Here is a 14486-nt window from a genome sequence, read left to right as displayed (position 1 = left end):
AGCATAAAACAGAAGAGTTTGTAACTACCAGAACCAAATAAATGCAGGCCTTTTTTGCTCCTTTTCTATTTGCTCCGGCATTGTGCCGGTTAGATTATGATTAAAAGTTTCTTACAAATTATGGCGATTATGTGAAGTTTGTTTTGATTTGGTTGACTATCCTTTGTTTTGTCATTATAATAAGAAGCATGTAAAAAATGGATGAATCCTGTTATTTTTCGGGTTCCAACTTCCAAGGAGAAGCTAGATGAAAAAACGAGCATGGAGAAAAGGCCTGGCAGCAATGCTGGGACTGGTTCTGAGTATACACGCCCCGGCGGGGGCACTGGCCCTCAAGTATCAGGCATACGCCTATACAGAGAGAGCAGCGACTATCAATGCGTCCAGTCTGAATGTCAGAAGTGGTGCAGGTACCACATATTCTCAGGTGACTAAATTATCAAAAGGAGCAGCTGTTACTGTGATCGGTGAGACCACGGGTTCTGATGGCAAGCTTTGGTACCAGATCCGTTTTACTGGTACAGGGGGTGGAGCGTCCACCGGTTATGTCTTAAATACATATGTGAAGTTTCCGGTGGCTTATTCCCATGATGCGAACTTTGAAGCGCAGCTTTCAGCCCAGGGGTTCCCGGAGTCCTATAAGGATGGTCTGAGGCAGATCCATGCCCAGTATCCAAGCTGGACATTTACAGCCATGCATACTGGCCTGGACTGGAATACAGTGATCCAGAACGAAGGCGTAGTAGGGCGGAACCTGGTACATAAAAACAGTATTTCTTCTTATAAATCAACAGCAGACGGTGCATATAACTGGGATACAGGGACCTGGACCGGATTTGACGGCAGCACCTGGGTGGGGGCCTCGGAGGATATCCTGTGCTACTACATGGACCCGAGGAATTTTCTGGATGAAGTGTCGGTCTTTCAGTTTATGGACCAGACGTATAATCCCTCTATCCATACGAAGGAGGGACTTGAGTCCATGCTTGCAGGGACCTTTATGAGCGGCAGTGTGCTCTCAAACGGCAGTGCCTCAGGAGCGGCAGGCGGCAGCAGCGGTTCTAATCCCGGCAGTGGGACCAGCAATGTAGTCGGGCCCGGAATGTCAGGCGGTGGAACCAGCTCGGCGCCGGGAGGCCAGGGAGCTGTGGTCGTAGGTCCGGGAGGAAGCCAGGGCGGTCAGGATAACAGCCAGGGCGCAGGCCAGGATGCGGGACAAGGCAGCAGCCAGGGCAGTGCAGGCGGAGATGTGAGGCTGGTGGGCCCCCAGGCATCGATCAGCAGGCATGAGACTGCATTGGTAGGGACCAGTACGGTCATCACGGCAGGACCAGGCGGCCAGAGCTCAAGTACCAGCCAGACTCCGGGCGGTACGCCTTCCGGTACTCCGGGCGGTACACCAGGCGCTCCGGTATCCGGGACGGCTTCTGGCATTAGCTATGCGGACGCGATCATGAACGCGGCCCAGACCTCCGGCGTCAGCCCCTATGTGATCGCGGCGATGATCATCCAGGAGCAGGGAAGCGACGGGCGCGGCAACTCCATTTCCGGCAATTACGCAGGATATACGGGATATTACAACTATTTTAATGTGGGCGCTTATGCCTCTGACGGCATGGGAGCCGTACAGCGCGGACTGTGGTATGCGTCCCAGGCAGGCAGCTACGGCAGGCCATGGACTACGCCGGAGGGCTCTATTTCCGGAGGGGCTGAGTTCTATGGGACCAACTATGTGAAGGCGGGCCAGGACACGCTGTATTTGAAGAAATACAATGTCCAGGGCAGCAATATGTACAAGCATCAATATATGACCAATGTAGACGGGGCTGCGGCAGAGGGATCCATTTTGGCGGAAGGATTTACAGCGCAGCAGAAGAATACGGCGCTGAATTTTAAGATTCCGGTCTATACGAATATGCCGGCGTCTCCGTGCACCAAACCGACTGTGGACGGCAGCCCGAATAATAAACTGAACGGCCTGGGTGCAGAGGGCTTTACACTTACGCCTACATTTAACAAGGATACCACGTCCTATGACCTGATTGTGGACCATTCTGTTACGAATGTGACTATTGGCGCTTCGGCGATCGATTCTAAGGCATCCGTAAGAGGTACGGGCAATATCCAGCTGCAGAGCGGCAGCAATGAGATATCTGTAGTGGTGCGTGCAGAGAATGGAACGGAGCGGACCTATACGATCCATGTGGTGCGCCAGAACAACGGCCCTACATATAATGCGGCATTGGGCGGAGGCGTTTCCACAGGCGGGACACCTTCATCCGGCGGAACGAATGTGACCATCGACGTGCCTGGTGCGAATGCAAGCGGTCCGGGAATCTCAAACGGCGGCCCGGGGATCAGCAACCCCTCCAATAACCCTGGAGCCGGAGCCAACCCCGGAACCAGCGCGACGCCCGGTGCGGGCGGCAGTCCGGGGACCAATACGGCGCCCGGCGGCAATAACGTGACGTTTGTCAGCCCGGGCGGCTGATGGATGGCCAAAATATAAAACAGCAATGAGAGAGACAGGAGAATATATGAACAGGAAATTTAAACAGGTTTGTCTGAGACTGGCTGTAGTCATATTGATGGCTGTGGCTGTGCCGTTCCAGAGTTTTGCGGCGAATGCAAAGATCGCATTTTCAGATCCGTCCGCCGAGGTGGGCGGCGAGGTGAGCGTCACCATGAAGTTTACATCCACCAGCGGGGATGTTTTGGGGAATACCAATGTAATGCTGGCATATGATGCCAATATGCTGGAATATACAGGCGGCTCGGAGAACGTAAACGGCGGCTCCGGAGCGCTGCGTGTGACCAGCGGCATGGAGGGAAAGACCGAGATCGCTTCCACCCTGAAATTCAAAGCCCTGCAGGCGGGATCTACCCAGATCACCGTCACCTCATGGGAGGGTTATGATGAGGACGGCCAGATGCTTACCCTGGATAAACAGGGCAGTTCTGCCATCACCATCACAGCTCCTGCCAGCTATTCCAATGACGCCCTGCTGAAATCCCTGGAGGTTTCACCGGGCGTACTGACGCCGGCATTCGATCCGGCAGTGGAGAATTATGCGGTTACCGTAGGTCTGGAGACAGAAAAGCTTGCCATTGGAGCCCTGCCGAACAGTGATAAGGCTACGGTGGCTGTGGAGGGTGGTACAGAGCTTCAGCCTGGTGACAATACGGTTGTCTGCCGTGTTACTGCAGAGGACGGCACTACGGTGAAGAATTACACGATCACAGTCAGCAAGGTTGAGGGCGGTGAGAATGCCGGAGCCGGTGAGACGGCGCCAGCGGCCGCAGGCGCGGATCTGGAGGTATTGGCACAGTTAGAGGCGGCGAAGACCCCGTTCAAGCTTGGCATTACCGCATTGCCAGAGGGTGTGGCGGCTCCTGCAAACTTAAAGGAGAGCACGATCACCATCGGCGATACCAAGGTACAGGGCTGGATCCCGCAGACGGACGGACAGCCGGATTACTGCGTGCTTTACGGCGTGAGTGAGAGCGGAAACCAGGGCTTCTACCGATATGACATGGCGGATAAGACCATCCAGAGATATTTCCAGGACGGTGCAGAAGCGGTGGATCCGAATCTTACAGATGTAGCACAGAAATACAATGACCTGATTGACGACTATACCATGGTGAAATGGATCGCTATCGCGGCGATGGCATTTGCAGTAGTCCTGCTGATCATCCTGATCATCACTCTGACCATGGCTTCCAGGCGGAACCAGGGCGGCAGAGACGCTTACCGGGATAAAATGGAGCCGGAGAAGAAGCCTTCCAGATCTTCCCGCGGAGCAGGCAGCAAAAAGCTCAGCAAAGAAGAGCGCTATATGATGGGCGAGGAGGAAGAGTACGAGGAAGAAGAGTACGATTCTGAGGAGTATCTGCCAGAGGAGGCTGGGGAGCTGGAGCATATCCCGGTCCGGTCAGTACCGGCAGATGCCGTAGAACAGAGCCTTGAGGCAAAGCTGGCGATGGAAGCGGCTGCGGCGACGGCTGTGGAGATGCCGGAAGCGGCGGATTATGACGAGGATGACGACGATTTTGAAGTCTTCGACCTGGATGATGATAAATAAGCTGTAGGGGATAAAAAGCCAGGACGGTAACTGCCGGGGCCTGGCTTTTTCCACATAGAAAAGAAAAAGTGAGGAAATAGATCATGGGAAAGAAAAGACTGGGAATCCTGGGAAGCGGATATCTGTCCGGCGTCGTGGTAAAGGCGTGGAAGGACGGATTTCTGGATGAATATGAGATCGTAGGCGTGATGGGAAGGAATCCGCAGACCACGAAAGAACTGGCGGCGGAAGCGGGCTGTCCGGCCTGTAAAAGCTTAGAAGAGCTGCTGGCCCAGAAACCGGAGTACATAACAGAAGCGGCATCGGTGCAGATGATAAAGGATTCTGCTGAGAAGATCCTGGCCTCCGGCAGCAGTCTCGTCGTGCTGTCTATCGGAGCATTTGCAGACACGGAATTTTACGAGCGGATCAGGCAGACTGCGGCTCAGCACGGCACCAGGGTCTATATTGCCTCCGGCGCGGTGGGCGGCTTTGATGTCCTCCGAACAGTGTCCCTGATGGGGCAGGCAGCGGCAGGCGGAGCCAGGGCTGAGGGGATCACGGTTTCCGGGATCGAGACCCACAAAGGCCCTAAATCCCTGAAGAACACGCCGCTTTTTGAGGAACATTTGATGGAAGATGAGTCGGAAACCCACGTATTCCACGGTAATGCCAGGGAAGCCATCGGGCTTTTGCCCACCAAGGTGAATGTGGCGGTGGCAGCATCCCTTGCCACCACCGGGCCGGAAAAAACAGGCGTAGATATCTACAGCGTGCCTGAATTTATTGGAGACGACCACAAGATCACAGCAGAGATCCCAGGGGTGAAGGCGGTTGTGGACATCTATTCCAGCACCAGTGAGATCGCTGGCTGGAGCATGGTGGCGGTCCTGCGCAATATCGTGTCGCCGATCGTATTTTAGGAAGGGCAGTTGTTTGAAATAGAAACAGATCACAAATCAGGAGGGGAAGGATCATGTTTGAAAAATTGGTGGCTATTGAGCCGGTAAGCCTTGTGGACGAGGCAGAGAAGCGGTTATATGATTATGCGAAAGAGGTTGTGATGTACCCGGATGTACCCGGTGACGATGAGGAGATCATCCGCAGGATCGGTGAGGCGGACGCAGTGCTTTTGAGCTATACCTCGCGGATCGACCGGTATGTGCTGGAGCATTGTGACAAGGTCCGTTATATTGGCATGTGCTGCAGCCTGTACTCGGAGGAGAGCGCCAACGTGGATATTGCATTTGCCCGCGAAAAGGGGATCCGGGTCCTTGGGATCCGCGATTACGGAGACCGGGGCGTGGTAGAGTTTGTCCTGTGCGAGCTGGTACGTCTCCTCCACGGCTATGACCGTCCCATGTGGAAGGAGCTGCCGGAGGAGATCACCGGCCTTAAGGTGGGGATCGCCGGGCTTGGCGTGTCCGGCGGCATGATCGCGGATGCCCTGAAGTTCATGGGCGCGGAGGTTTCCTATTACAGCCGTACCCGCAAGCCTGAGCGGGAGGCAGACGGGTTTGCCTACCGGCCTTTGAAGGAGCTTTTGGAATACAATGACGTGGTCTTCACCTGCCTGAACAAGAATGTGATCCTGCTGGGACAGGAGGAGTTTGAGGCTCTGGGCAATGGAAAGATCCTGTTCAACACTTCCATCGGGCCCTCCCATGAGATCCCGGCACTGAAAAACTGGCTGGATCAGGGCGGCAACTACTTTGTCTGCGATACGGCGGGAGCTCTGGGAGACCCGACCGGGGAGCTGCTTTCCCATCCCGGCGTGATCTGCGCCAACGCATCCGCCGGACGGACCAGGCAGGCATTTGTGCTGCTCAGTGAAAAAGTATTAGCAAATCTTAAGACAGCGGCGACTTGACTTCGCCGCTGTTTTTGATATAATACTGTTATACTGACTATATAACAGTAAAGATGAAAGATGGTGGAATATATGATACTGAAAATTGATTTTGAGAGCGAGGAAGCCATATATATCCAGCTCCGGAACCAGATCATCATCGGGATCGCGACGGAACGGATCCATGAAGGGGATTCCCTGCCGTCGGTCCGGCAGCTTGCGGACAATATCGGGATCAACATGCATACGGTAAATAAAGCATATTCTGTATTGAAGCAGGAGGGGTTCATCAAGCTGGACCGCCGCCGCGGCGCTGTGATCGCCCTGGATGTAGATAAGATGGAAGCGATCGAGAAGCTTAAGGGAGAGCTGGCCGTGCTGCTGGCCCACAGTATCTGTAAAAATGTGAGCCGCAGTGAGGTGCATAATCTGGTGGATGAAATATATGATTATTATACCAGAAAGTGCAGAGACTAATCAAAAATGCAGACGAACCCGGATTTGCAGGATGAGAGGAAAACAGATGGAGGATTGCCATGTTATGTGAGCGTTGTAAGATCAGGGAGGCCAACATCCAGTACACCGAGATTGTTAACGGCGTGAAAAAAGAACATAATTTCTGTGCCCAGTGTGCAAGGGAGCTGGATTTCGGTCCGTATTCGGCTATATTTGACAGCGATTTCCCGTTAGGAAAGCTGCTGTCAGGGCTTTTGGGCGTTGGAGATGTCCACGAAAAAGAGAATACCCATCAGGTGGTGTGTCCCACCTGTAAGACAAGTTATGAGGAGTTTGTGAAGAACAGCAGGTTCGGATGCCCGGACTGCTACGGAGTCTTTGACCTGTTGATCAGCGACAATATCAAACAGCTCCAGGGAAGCGATACCCACAAGGGCAAGCGTCCTAAGTTTAATCCGGATGAATCATCAGGGAGACAGACCGCCATGGAGCGTGGGAAATCGGACGGAGGCACAGCGCAGGAGAGCGCAGTACCCGGCAGCACAGCGTCCGGTCATGGAGCGCCCGGCGGGTCTCCTGATACCGGTTCTGGCAGTCAGGGGGCGGATACAGCAGAGCAGATCCGGATCCTGGATGCACGGCTCCACGAGGCGCTGAAGCGGGAGGAATATGAGGCTGCGGCCCGTTACCGCGATATGATCAAAGAATTGAGAGAGGAAATCGGAGAATGTTAAAATGGTTTGAGCAGGTTGACAGGGAGCGGCCCGGTATTGTCAGCAGCCGGGTACGCCTGGTCCGCAACTGGGACCAGTATGCATTTCCATCCAGGCTCACCCCGAAGGAGGGGATGGAGCTGATACACCGCATGGAGTACGGGCTCCGCGATCTGGGCTCTCTGGATGGGAAACATTACGAATACACGTACCTGGAGGAGCTGGGGGAGCTGGAACGGAAGGCGCTTAGGGAACGCCGCGTGTTCAACTCCACCATAGCATCCCGGAAGGCGCCCACAGGGCTGGTGCTCTCCGGCGAGGAGGATGTAGGGATCGTGTTAAACGGCACGGATCACATCCGCCTCCAGGCTCTGTCCACGGGTCTGCATCTGGAGGAGCTGTGGAAGCAGGCAGACCGGATGGATGACTATATCAACGAACGGTTTACCTATGCTTTTGATGAGAAGTACGGTTATCTCACCTCCTTTCCGACCAATGTGGGAACCGGGCTTCGTGCGTCAGTGATCCTTCATCTGCCCAGCCTTTCCATGGGAAAGAAGTTCGGCGGCCTGGTGACGGAGATGGGGCGATTTGGCGCCATCGTCAAGGGCGTGTACGGGGAAGGCAGTGAGAATTACGGCGCCCTCTATGAGGTGTCCAACCAGAAGACTCTGGGAGTCAGTGAAAAAGAGATTCTGGATCTGGTGACACGGGTTGCCGTTCAGCTTTCCAACCAGGAGATGCAGGTCCGCAGGATGGCGATGGAAAAACATAGTCTGGAATGCGCCGATGAAGCATATAAATCCTATGGTGTGTTAAAATACGCCAGAAGGCTGTCTTTTAAGGATGCCATGACGTTCCTGTCACAGCTTATGAGGGGACTTGACGACGGTATTTTCCAGACAGAGGAACCGTGCCAGGTGTACCGGCTGATGCTGGGGATCCAGCCGGCCAACTTACAGAAGCTTTCCGACAGGCCCCTCGGCAAGGAGGAGCTGGATATGGCGCGCGCATCTTATCTGCGGGCGGAGCTGCCGGATATTGATTAGGAGTCACTGTAGAGATATGATACAGTTACGATTAGACAACAAGGAGGACTGATTGATGATAGATCGATTTACTGAACAGGCGAGGACCGCGATCGGGCTCGCCGTGGATTCGGCGGAGGAGCTGGGCCACAGCTATGTGGGCACGGAGCATCTGCTGATCGGACTTTTGCGTGAGGGGGATGGCGTAGCGGCGAAGGTGATGGATGCCTGCGGCGTGAAGGCGGATAAGGTGATGGACTTGGTCAGCCAGTTGATCTCTCCGAACCAGTCCGTAGGTATGGCGGAGCGGAGCGCCTATACGCCCAGCGCCACCCGTGTGCTGGAGAACAGCTACCGGGAAGCTGTGCGGTTCAAGGCGCCTCTCATTGGGACAGAGCATCTTTTGATCGCCATGATCCGGGACAGCGACTGTGTGGCAGCGCGGCTCCTCAATACGATGGGGGTCAGTATCCAGAAGTTATACATTGAGCTGCTCTCAGCCATGGGGGAGGACGCACCGGCCAACAGGGAAGAACTGCAGACTGGAAAAACCGGTAGGGGAAGAGCGGCGACGCCGACCTTAAACAGCTATAGCCGGGATCTGACCGCCATGGCGCGGGAAGGCAAGCTGGACCCGGTTATCGGAAGAGAGCAGGAGATCCAGCGGGTCATCCAGATCTTGAGCCGCCGGACCAAGAATAACCCGTGCCTGATCGGAGAACCGGGAGTAGGAAGAACGGCTGTGGTGGAAGGACTGGCTCAGATGATCGCGGACGGGGATGTGCCGGAGATCATTGCGGAAAAGCGGGTCCTTACCCTGGATCTGTCCGGTATGGTGGCAGGTTCCAAATACCGCGGAGAATTCGAGGAGCGGATCAAAAAGGTATTATCTGAGGTGAAGGAGGACGGGGAAGTCCTGCTGTTCATCGATGAGATCCATACGATCATAGGGGCAGGCGGCGCAGAGGGCGCCATTGACGCGTCCAATATCTTAAAGCCGTCCCTGGCACGAGGGGAGATCCAGCTGATCGGAGCGACTACCATCGAGGAGTACCGGAAATATATCGAGAAGGATGCGGCGCTGGAGCGCAGATTCCAGCCGGTTACAGTTGAGGAACCGGGTGAGGAGCATTCCATCAATATCTTAAAAGGACTTCGGCCCAAATATGAAGAGCATCATAAGGTGACCATTACGGACGAGGCTCTGACAGCGGCTGTGCGGCTGTCCGCCAGATACATCAACGACCGGTTCCTTCCGGATAAGGCCATTGACTTAATCGATGAGGCGTCCTCCAAGGCGCGCCTTACCACCTATGTGGAACCGGCTGAGATCAAGGAGCTGGAAAAAGATATCGAGGCCTTGGAGAAGCAGAAAGAAGCGGCGATCAAGGCAGAGGCATATGAAAAGGCCGGGGATATCAAGAGAAAACAGGAGAAAAAACGGGAGAAGATTGAGAAGATCCGTGCCAAATGGCAGAAAGAGAAGACTTCCCGGAAGCTGGTGGTAGGCGAGGGTGAGATCGCCGATGTGGTTTCCGGCTGGACTAAGATACCGGTAAGGAAGCTGGAAGAGGAGGAGTCTGAGCGGTTAAAGAAGCTGGAGTCCATTCTTCATGAACGTGTGGTTGGGCAGGAGGAGGCGGTCAGCGCTGTCTCACGTGCGATCCGGCGCGGCAGGGTAGGACTAAAGGACCCGAAACGGCCCATTGGCTCCTTCCTCTTCTTGGGGCCCACGGGCGTGGGCAAGACCGAACTGTGCAAAGCTCTTGCCGAGGCGATGTTCGGAACGGAGAATGCTTTGATCCGTGTAGATATGTCGGAGTATATGGAGAAGCACAGCGTTTCCAAGATGATCGGTTCTCCGCCAGGATATGTGGGATATGAGGAGGGCGGCCAGCTCAGTGAGAAGGTCCGCAGGAATCCCTATTCGGTCATCCTGTTTGACGAGATCGAAAAAGCGCATCCGGATGTATTCAATATCCTGCTGCAGGTTTTGGACGACGGGCATATTACCGATGCCCAGGGCCGGAAGATTGATTTTAAAAACACAGTCCTGATCATGACCTCCAACGCCGGAGCGGAAAATATCATCTCCCCGAAGCGTCTGGGATTTGCATCCAGTGACGACGCAAAAGAGCGGTACAAATTCATGAAGGACCGCGTTATGGAAGAAGTAAAACGCCTGTTCAAGCCGGAGTTCCTAAACAGGATTGATGAGATCATCGTATTCCACCAGTTAAACCAGGAGAATATGAAAGAGATCGTAAATATCATGCTCACCGGCATCTGTAAGCGCACCCTGCGCCAGATGGACTTATCACTCCATGTTACAGAGGAGGCAAAAGCATATCTGGTAGAGAAGGGATACGACGAGAAATACGGGGCAAGACCCCTGCGCCGGGCCATCCAGAACCAGTTGGAAGACAAGCTGGCGGAAGCTATTTTGGACGGTACGGTACACGCGGGAGAAGAAGTTGAGGTAGTGCGGGAAGGCGAGGCTCTGAAATTTTTGTCACGTGAGGTGATAAAGAACTAGCTAAAATCAGGTGAGGGGTGTATAATATTTATAAGCCATAAGCAGTGCGGAAAAGCGCGCGGACAGATTGGCGTTGTGTTTGCACAAGAGCCAGTCTGTCCGCGGGATTTTTCATAGGGCGAAGCCCGGAACGGAGCTGCACTGCGGGCCGCAGGGAGCCGCGATACAACCCAAATCATAAAATACCAGGAGGGCAAACAAATGCCAGTTATTGAGACATTGATCCGTTCTGAAGCAGACGGAACTATCAGCTTTGGGAATTACAAGTTAGACACCAAGTCCAAACTGCAGGATTTTGAGCACGCAGGAGATTTATATAAGATCAAGACATTTTATGAGATCACCAAGCTGGAGCGCAACGGCTCCTTCGTATACGAGTCCGTGCCGGGTACCTCCGTGGAGCACTTTTCCGTGAATAACGACGGCGTAGAATTCACCGTAGAAGGCGATAAGGATGCACAGATCACGATCCAGTTGGAGGATGACACAGAATATGAGGTTTATGTGGACGGAGCAGCCGTAGGCGGTATGAAGACGAACATGAGCGGCAAGCTGGTGGCAAGTGTCGAGCTGAACGAAGGCGTAGCCAGCCACGTGAAGGTAGTAAGAAGATAGAACACAGAGACAGGAATACATAACATATGGCAAAAGCGAAAGCAACCGCCTTCTTTTGTAAGGAGTGCGGTTATGAATCCAGCAAATGGGTGGGACAGTGTCCGGCATGTAAGGAATGGAACACCATGGTGGAGGAGCCTGTGGCGAAGAGAGAACCGTCCGGCCGTGCCGGCAGCGGGATCCGCCAGGTGACGAAGCCGGTAAAGCTGGAGGAAGTATCAATTGATGAACAGGACCGGGTATCTACCGGATACCAGGAACTGGACCGGGTACTGGGGAGCGGCATAGTTGCCGGCTCCCTGGTTTTGGTTGGAGGCGATCCGGGCATCGGCAAGTCTACCCTGCTTTTGCAGGTCTGCCGGAATCTGGCGGCATCCGGCCGGAAGGTGCTCTATATATCCGGTGAGGAATCTCTAAAACAGATCAAGCTGCGGGCGAACCGGATCGGGAAGATCACAGGAGAGCTTTTATTCCTGTGCGAGACCAATTTAGATGATATTGAAGAATCCATCCGCTCCGTAAAACCGGAGATTGTTATCATCGATTCCATCCAGACCATGTTCCGCGAGGATGTGTCGTCAGCTCCGGGAAGCGTCAGCCAGGTGCGGGAATCCACCAATATCCTGATGCAGATCGCAAAGGGCATGGGGATCGCCATATTCATTGTTGGACATGTGACGAAGGAAGGCGTGGTGGCAGGTCCCCGCGTGCTGGAGCATATGGTTGACACGGTCCTGTATTTTGAAGGGGAGCGCAATGCGTCTTACCGGATCCTTCGCGGGGTCAAGAACCGTTTTGGTTCCACCAATGAGATCGGCGTTTTTGAGATGCAGGAACAGGGACTGGTGGAGGTTGAGAATCCGTCCGAATATCTGCTCAGCGGCAGGCCGGAGGAGGCGTCCGGAGCGGTAGTGGCATGTTCCATTGAGGGCACCCGCCCGATCCTTTTGGAGGTGCAGGCCCTGGTTACCCAGACCAATTTCGGAATGCCCCGGCGGACTGCGGCGGGAACCGACTACAACCGGGTGAATCTGCTGATGGCGGTGCTGGAGAAGCGCTGCCACTATGAGATGTCCCGTTACGACGCGTATGTGAACATCGCAGGCGGTGTCAAGATGAATGAACCAGCCCTGGATCTTGCGATCATCCTTGCGCTGGTGTCCAGCATGAAGGATAAGCCGGTGAATCCCAGGACGATTATCTTCGGGGAGGTGGGGCTTTCCGGAGAGGTCCGCGCCGTATCCCAGGCGGAGCAGCGGGTCAATGAAGCCATTAAGCTTGGCTTTGAGGCCTGTATCCTGCCGAAGGTCTCCTTGGAGAAGATGAAACATACCGACAAGATCCGGCTTTACGGAGTGAACAATGTCCGGGAAGCGATCAATCTGATATAGAACATGATGGCATAGAGCCGTTTTCCATAATAGGAAGACGGCTTTATTGATTCATAGGAAATTACATCTTGTGGATCAATATTTTTCTGGAAAATGAACCATTTTCCTGTTAGATGGCTCTTATAAGCAGGTGCACCAAATAAGACTAAAGGAGGTTTTGACATGGATGAGCAGGAAAAACTGGTCCGCCTTATGCAGGAAGGCGATACAGAGGCGTTTGACCGGATTTTCGAGCTGTATCAGAGCAGGCTGCTGCGCACAGCGTATCTGATAACCGGCAATCATGCAGACAGCGAAGACATAGTCCAGGAGACCTTTGTAAAATGTTACTGTAACTGCAAAAGCCTGCGGGACCCGGCCGGATTTACCACGTGGATCTATCAGATCATGACCAGGACCGCATGGCGGTATGGCAGGCGGAAGCGGCGGGGGGAGCCTGTGGAAAAAATCTATGACAGGGCGGAACCGGCCACAGACGATCTTCCTCTTAACAAAGTGCTTGAAAATGAGCAGAAGGAAGAGTTGTACGACCGCATCCGTAAGCTGAACCAGAAGCAGAGGACAGTGATCATCCTTTATTACTTTAATCAGATGTCTACCAGGGAGATCAGCCGTGTGCTGGGATGTATGGAAGGGACCGTAAAGTCCAGACTGTACACAGCGCGGAAGATTCTGGGAAATGGGATCAGAGAGGAGCAGATGGAATATGGACAGACGGAAATTTGAAGCTTTGCTGAAGGAAACTCTGGAAGAAAAAAGTATGCCGGTTTCCATGCCGCAAAACCGTAAGCAGGAGATGCTTAAGAACATAAAAGCGCAGTCGGAGAAACAGTCAGACGCATATAAGGAGGAGACAGCTATGAGGCTTGGATTTAAGAAAAAGGTGGTTTTAGTGGCCGCAGCCATGTGTATATTTGGAACAATAGCCGCATTGGCCGCTGGGAAGATAACGGGATACTATACCGGCACCAGAGTGGATCAGCCCAGTTATAAGAACTTTGCCGAACTTTCAGCCGTAGAGGCAGACACCGGATTTGCCATGAAGGTGGTTGAAGAGTTCGACAATGGTTACCGGTTCCGCGTGGGATATAAAACGGATACAGAAGCGCGGGATGACGCAGGCAATGTGGTGGAGTCCTTTCCTGAAGTTATGCTGTTTTATGAAAACGGCGGTCATGACCTGACCATTACGGCTCATAAGGTGCGGGCGGCGGACGAACCATTTGAGGGGAAAGTTACAAGCACGGAGTATGAGGGAAGGACGCTGCTCTATAAAGAAGATCAATATATGTTCGCACCGCCCTCCTATGAGCCTTCGGAGGATGTAAAAAAGGCTGTGGAGGCGGGAGAGCTTTATCTTTCCTTTGGAACGGACGAGATCGAGTATGATACGTTCCACTTCATGCAGTGGGATGATGATGGGACCAGATATCTCTTGATATCCAATGATGAAAATGCGCCTGGTCAGGAAGAGATGGAAAGCATGGCGAAGCAGATCATTGACAGCGCGAACTAGCAGACAGTAAAAATTGCAACAGTTGTGCGGAAAATTTAAAAAATTTGTTGACAGAAGTACAAGGATATGATATTATAATCAAGCGCGTTGAGAAAAAGCCTTAACGTAAAGGGGAATAGTTCAATGGTAGAGCAGCGGTCTCCAAAACCGTAGATGGGGGTTCGAGCCCCTCTTCCCCTGCTTGATTTGAGTCATGGTTCTTAAAACACTATGTTTTAAGAACTTTTTTAATTTTCAGAAGGATATTCAGTTTTTTGTATCCAGCCCCCTGAATCCATTTAAAATTTGTTTTAAATTGGTGGTTTTTCAGCCTGGTAA

Annotated in this window: 12 protein-coding genes and 1 tRNA gene; all 13 read left to right on the top strand. The window is 53.3% G+C overall.

What is annotated here, in order from left to right; genetic code table 11:
* The first annotated feature begins 247 nt into the window (after positions 1 to 247).
* Positions 248 to 2491: an SH3 domain-containing protein gene (locus AB1I67_RS16345; protein WP_367030966.1), complete on the top strand. Its 2244-nt coding sequence runs from the start codon at positions 248 to 250 to the stop codon at positions 2489 to 2491.
* A gap of 46 nt (positions 2492 to 2537) precedes the next feature.
* Positions 2538 to 4085: a cadherin-like beta sandwich domain-containing protein gene (locus AB1I67_RS16340; protein WP_367030965.1), complete on the top strand. Its 1548-nt coding sequence runs from the start codon at positions 2538 to 2540 to the stop codon at positions 4083 to 4085.
* An 83-nt stretch (positions 4086 to 4168) separates the two neighbouring features.
* A complete protein-coding gene (locus AB1I67_RS16335; protein ID WP_367030964.1) occupies positions 4169 to 4987 on the top strand; it encodes an aspartate dehydrogenase domain-containing protein in 819 nt (272 codons plus the stop codon).
* A 53-nt stretch (positions 4988 to 5040) separates the two neighbouring features.
* Positions 5041 to 5934 carry a D-isomer specific 2-hydroxyacid dehydrogenase family protein gene (locus AB1I67_RS16330; protein WP_367030963.1) on the top strand — a complete coding sequence of 298 codons (894 nt, stop codon included), beginning with the start codon at positions 5041 to 5043 and terminating at the stop codon, positions 5932 to 5934.
* Between the two features lie 72 nt (positions 5935 to 6006).
* Positions 6007 to 6390: a GntR family transcriptional regulator gene (locus AB1I67_RS16325; RefSeq protein ID WP_367030962.1), complete on the top strand. Its 384-nt coding sequence runs from the start codon at positions 6007 to 6009 to the stop codon at positions 6388 to 6390.
* A gap of 59 nt (positions 6391 to 6449) precedes the next feature.
* On the top strand, positions 6450 to 7103 hold the full coding sequence (locus tag AB1I67_RS16320; RefSeq protein ID WP_367030961.1) for a UvrB/UvrC motif-containing protein: 654 nt from the start codon (positions 6450 to 6452) through the stop codon (positions 7101 to 7103).
* Positions 7097 to 8131: an ATP--guanido phosphotransferase gene (locus AB1I67_RS16315; RefSeq protein WP_367030960.1), complete on the top strand. Its 1035-nt coding sequence runs from the start codon at positions 7097 to 7099 to the stop codon at positions 8129 to 8131. Before AB1I67_RS16320 ends, AB1I67_RS16315 begins: the two co-directional genes overlap by 7 nt.
* A gap of 55 nt (positions 8132 to 8186) precedes the next feature.
* The gene (locus AB1I67_RS16310) at positions 8187 to 10646 is read left to right on the top strand and encodes an ATP-dependent Clp protease ATP-binding subunit (protein WP_367030959.1); all 2460 of its coding nucleotides are present in this window, start codon (positions 8187 to 8189) and stop codon (positions 10644 to 10646) included.
* Positions 10647 to 10847: 201 nt separating this feature from the next.
* Complete coding sequence (locus AB1I67_RS16305; protein ID WP_367030958.1) at positions 10848 to 11261, top strand: endosialidase; 414 nt, start codon at positions 10848 to 10850, stop codon at positions 11259 to 11261.
* Positions 11262 to 11287: 26 nt separating this feature from the next.
* Positions 11288 to 12652, top strand: a complete 1365-nt coding sequence (gene radA, locus AB1I67_RS16300) for a DNA repair protein RadA (RefSeq protein WP_367030957.1) — start codon at positions 11288 to 11290, stop codon at positions 12650 to 12652.
* A gap of 162 nt (positions 12653 to 12814) precedes the next feature.
* Positions 12815 to 13378: a sigma-70 family RNA polymerase sigma factor gene (locus tag AB1I67_RS16295; protein ID WP_367030956.1), complete on the top strand. Its 564-nt coding sequence runs from the start codon at positions 12815 to 12817 to the stop codon at positions 13376 to 13378.
* A complete protein-coding gene (locus tag AB1I67_RS16290) occupies positions 13359 to 14168 on the top strand; it encodes a hypothetical protein (RefSeq protein ID WP_367030954.1) in 810 nt (269 codons plus the stop codon). Before AB1I67_RS16295 ends, AB1I67_RS16290 begins: the two co-directional genes overlap by 20 nt.
* 109 nt (positions 14169 to 14277) lie before the next feature.
* Positions 14278 to 14348 (top strand) — tRNA-Trp (locus AB1I67_RS16285).
* The last annotated feature ends 138 nt before the right edge of the window (positions 14349 to 14486 follow it).

Source organism: Clostridium sp. AN503, from assembly GCF_040719375.1.
Lineage (GTDB): Bacteria > Bacillota > Clostridia > Lachnospirales > Lachnospiraceae > Brotaphodocola.
The sequence above is the reverse complement of the archived record's forward strand: the minus strand, read 5'-3'. Positions and strand labels throughout refer to the sequence as shown.